Here is a 3,692-nt window from a genome sequence, read left to right on the forward strand (position 1 = left end):
AGTCAGAAGAAAATGGCACAGAGAGTTGGTTTAGGTATGACCAAAATAAAAATTTGAGTGTTGAAGACAAATTTGAACTCATATCTAAAAATGTAATAAATAGAATTCCGATTATGGAAGAATATTGGAACGAATAAAAAACCGAACGCACAACAGCGGTTACAAGAAATGGCGAGAAATGTGCAAAATTCACGTTTATCTTTCGCAATAAATTTTATCTTAGCAGAAAATACGCAGTTCCGAAGTTCGCCACTTCTTGTAGCCGCGAAACGTTACCTGATAGTTACCGAAAAACGAAAGACAACCTACTTAAAATCAAATAAATGGATAAAGAAACTGCAGAATATATTGTCACATATTTTTTTAGTCTTTTACCCGAAAAAGAAAAGCTTGCGTGGAGACATCACTCTTCAATTTTAAAACTTGAAGATAATGATAACCCTAAAGCTTGGGAAATTTATAAACGAAAAGGTTGGATTACTGATGACAAAGAAGTTTTAGATTTATTGAAAGTTGGATATGATAATTTTGAACTTAATACGGCTGAAAAAATCATTAAAAATTATCCTGAAAAAGTTTTTTTAAATGAATGTCCAAAATGTAAAAAATTAGCAAGAACGCCAAAAGCTAAACAATGCAGATTTTGCGGTTTTGATTGGCATAATTAAAACAACAGTAATATTCAAATATAGAATTAGTTTGTGCAGAAAATTCAAAGCAGAAACTTGAAAGTTGGAATGTGAAAGTTGGAATTGGCCAACAGAAACTTGAAAATTTCACTATTAAAATGATACTTCCGAAAAAAAAATAACCATCAGGTAACAGCCGTTTGGCGTGATTGGGGATTTAGTGGAATTAGCGTTTTTTTTATTACATTTACGTTAAGCCGAAAATACTCGGTTTCAAAAGTCCCCAACCACGCCAAGCGCCAAGACGTTAGCGGTAAGTTACCCAAAAATGAGAAAAAATGACAGATGATTGTTTCAAATTATTAAGAAAAAATTTCAGAATAAGTGGAAAAACAATCATTGACCATATAAAAAGAAATCATTTTGAACCTGGTAATTTCGCGGGCGAGAATGATATTTGTTCATTTTGTGGTGAAAGTAATAAATTAACAAAAGAACATGTTCTTCCAAAATGGTGTTTCCAAAATGACCCTTTACGAAATTTTGAAACTTTAATAAATGGAACGAAACAACCTTTTATGAAAACGGTTATTCCAGCTTGTCCATCTTGCAACAATGAAACTTTATCGAAGATTGAAAAATATACTTTAGAACTTTTCCGAAGTACTGATTTAGATAATGAATACTATGAATATGAACAATCTTTAAATGTTATAAGATGGCTAGAAATAATCGATTATAAATTTCATGTTCTTAATTTTAGAAGGAAATATCTAAAAGGAAATTCTAACGAATTTATTCCAATATTTAAAAAAGTTCCAATGTCAATTATGAGATTCAATATTGACTTATCTCCATTCAAAGCTCTATCTCAATTAAGAAATTCTCAATCTAGAATTAAAAAAAGTTCTAAAGATTCAAGATATTATTCTTTGGTATTTTGGAAAAGTAAGAATAAAGATGCTTTTTTCTTTCATACAATGGATGAATTCATCTATTTTGAATTTCCAGAATATAAAATGGCAATGTTCTATTTCTTCAAAAAAGAATTTAAAAGTAATTATGAAGCAGAAAAAGAAGCAAAACAAATAATAATTAGTCAGTATGGCATAACTGACAAAACAAAATTAGAATAAATGAATTCAAATATTTTTAAAAATGGAGATGTTTTATTAGCCACTCATCGAGAGATTAGAAAAGGATATCATCCAATTGTATATCTATCTGGTTATTCTAACGAAAGCTTTATTGGAGCAATGCTTACACATCATTCAGACACAGCACGAAACTTGAAATTAGATTCATCATTTTTTGTGAATAGAGTCGAATTTGAAAACTCCTTTCTTGTACTTGGTAAGTTTTTAAAATCTGAAGAATGGGGACCTTTCAAAAAAATAAATGAATTAACACCTGAGGGCTTAAGTTTTGTAGAAAAAATACTTATTGACAAACCACAAGAAACCTTTGCAAACTATTTCAGACGACATCTCTAGTAAAATAACCTACCGCTAACAGCGGTTTTGCGAGATTGCGAATTATGTGCTAAATTCAAGTTTATCTTTCGCAAGATATTCTATCTTAGCCGAAAGAACTCGGTTACGAAGTTCGCAACCTCGCAAAGCCGCGAAACGTTAGCAGTAATTGTACCAAAAAATCAAATTTTAATGAGAAATATTTTATTATTATTAACTTTGTCATTATTAATATTTAGCTGTGAAACTAAAAAATCGGAAGATTTTCATCCAGATATTATGAAACCAAATTGGGATGGAATAACACCTGAAAATATTAAATATAAATTTGGAGACGCTGTATCAATTTTTATTGATAAGCAATATTATATTGGAATAATAATGGATATTAACCAAGATAAAGCCGGAATATGGTATGGAATATGTCTTAGTGATTATAGAAGCATAATACCTAATCAAAAAAAAATTAATGAATTAAATTTCTTTGCTAGAAATATACCAAGTGGTTTTAGCGGAGATTGCGTAAGTTGCTATGACCTAAGTTATCTAAACGAAAATTCTGTCTCTAAAAACATACGTGTTTTTGAAAATGTAAAAATTGATATTGACAAAATAAGCATTGGCGCATCAAGTCCTGCTAAAAATTTAAAGCAATTAGAAAATGATTATTTTAATGCAATAAAGGTTAGAAAGCAAAAACCAACAGAATGTGATGAAGAAATTTTAAATCCTAAAAGAGTTGCAGAAAGATATTTCAAAATAGAAAATGTGTTGATGGAATAAACAACTACTGCTAACAGCCGTTTGGCGTGATTGGGGATTTAGTGGAATTAGCGTTTTTTTATTACCTTTACGTTCAGCCGAAAATACTCGGTTTCAAAAGTCCCCAACCACGCCAAGCGCCAAGACGTTGTACATAATTATGAAAAAAAAGGAAGAATTTGATAACTTAATGCAACAAAAGAGAAAATATTTCTTTAAAATTGCCCTTCTGATTTTTGGAATTTATTTTACTTACGACTATTATGATAATAGAAATGAGATTAAAAATCTGAATTATGGAGTAAAAGCTAATGAATTGAGAAAAGCTTTACATGTCCCGATTATAGATGAATATATGAAAGCACGAAATAGACATGATGATGGATTTTTTGGAAATGGATGGAGTTCTTGGAAAAAAACGCCAAATAAAAATGAAATTCTACATATTTATAAAAATGTAACACCATCGGAAAAAGACGGTTTTATTTTGAATGATGAGAATGACGGATTCCGAAAAAAAAATGGGGATGGAAAAATTATGCAATTAAATATTTTTAGTACCATAATTGGCGATTCAATTTTAAAAAGAAAAGGCAGATTCTTTTATTATGAATCAAAACCAAGAATGGAAAAGGAATTGAATGAAATAGAAATTGATAGTATTGCTAAAAGTTGGAATTTAGACTATCTGACAAAAAAATAACTATGTACAACAGCGGTTTGCAAAAATGGCGAAATATGTGCTAAATTCACGTTTATCTTTCGCAAGAAATTTTTTCTTAGCAGAAAAAACTCGGTTCCGAAGTTCGCCACTTCTGCAAGCCGCGAA

At 30.0% G+C, this 3,692-nt stretch carries 5 protein-coding genes; all 5 read left to right on the forward strand.

The genetic code is table 11. From position 1 onward, the window contains the following. Positions 1–323: 323 nt before the first annotated feature. The 5 genes from H2650_RS15565 (at position 324) to H2650_RS15585 (ending at position 3,566) form a co-directional block, all read left to right on the forward strand. Positions 324–668, forward strand: a complete 345-nt coding sequence (locus H2650_RS15565) for a hypothetical protein (RefSeq protein WP_188051746.1) — start codon at positions 324–326, stop codon at positions 666–668. Positions 669–967: 299 nt separating this feature from the next. Further along, positions 968–1,765, forward strand: coding sequence for a hypothetical protein (locus tag H2650_RS15570; protein ID WP_188051747.1), 798 nt, complete (start codon positions 968–970; stop codon positions 1,763–1,765). Then, complete coding sequence (locus tag H2650_RS15575) at positions 1,766–2,122, forward strand: hypothetical protein (protein ID WP_188051748.1); 357 nt, start codon at positions 1,766–1,768, stop codon at positions 2,120–2,122. Between the two features lie 171 nt (positions 2,123–2,293). Next, positions 2,294–2,884, forward strand: a complete 591-nt coding sequence (locus H2650_RS15580; protein ID WP_188051749.1) for a hypothetical protein — start codon at positions 2,294–2,296, stop codon at positions 2,882–2,884. A gap of 139 nt (positions 2,885–3,023) precedes the next feature. Continuing rightward, positions 3,024–3,566, forward strand: a complete 543-nt coding sequence (locus H2650_RS15585) for a hypothetical protein (RefSeq protein WP_188051750.1) — start codon at positions 3,024–3,026, stop codon at positions 3,564–3,566. Positions 3,567–3,692 lie beyond the last annotated feature (126 nt).

The sequence above is a fragment of the Flavobacterium sp. GP15 genome (assembly GCF_014281985.1).
Classification (GTDB): domain Bacteria; phylum Bacteroidota; class Bacteroidia; order Flavobacteriales; family Flavobacteriaceae; genus Flavobacterium; species Flavobacterium pygoscelis.

Excerpts from the sequence above, each read along its gene's own strand:
- H2650_RS15565 (WP_188051746.1), top strand. The coding sequence starts at position 324 with ATGGATAAAGAAACTGCAGAATATATTGTCACATATTTTTTTAGTCTT.
- H2650_RS15570 (WP_188051747.1), top strand. The coding sequence starts at position 968 with ATGACAGATGATTGTTTCAAATTATTAAGAAAAAATTTCAGAATAAGT.
- H2650_RS15585 (WP_188051750.1), top strand. The coding sequence starts at position 3,024 with ATGAAAAAAAAGGAAGAATTTGATAACTTAATGCAACAAAAGAGAAAA.
- H2650_RS15580 (WP_188051749.1), top strand. The coding sequence starts at position 2,294 with ATGAGAAATATTTTATTATTATTAACTTTGTCATTATTAATATTTAGC.
- H2650_RS15575 (WP_188051748.1), top strand. The coding sequence starts at position 1,766 with ATGAATTCAAATATTTTTAAAAATGGAGATGTTTTATTAGCCACTCAT.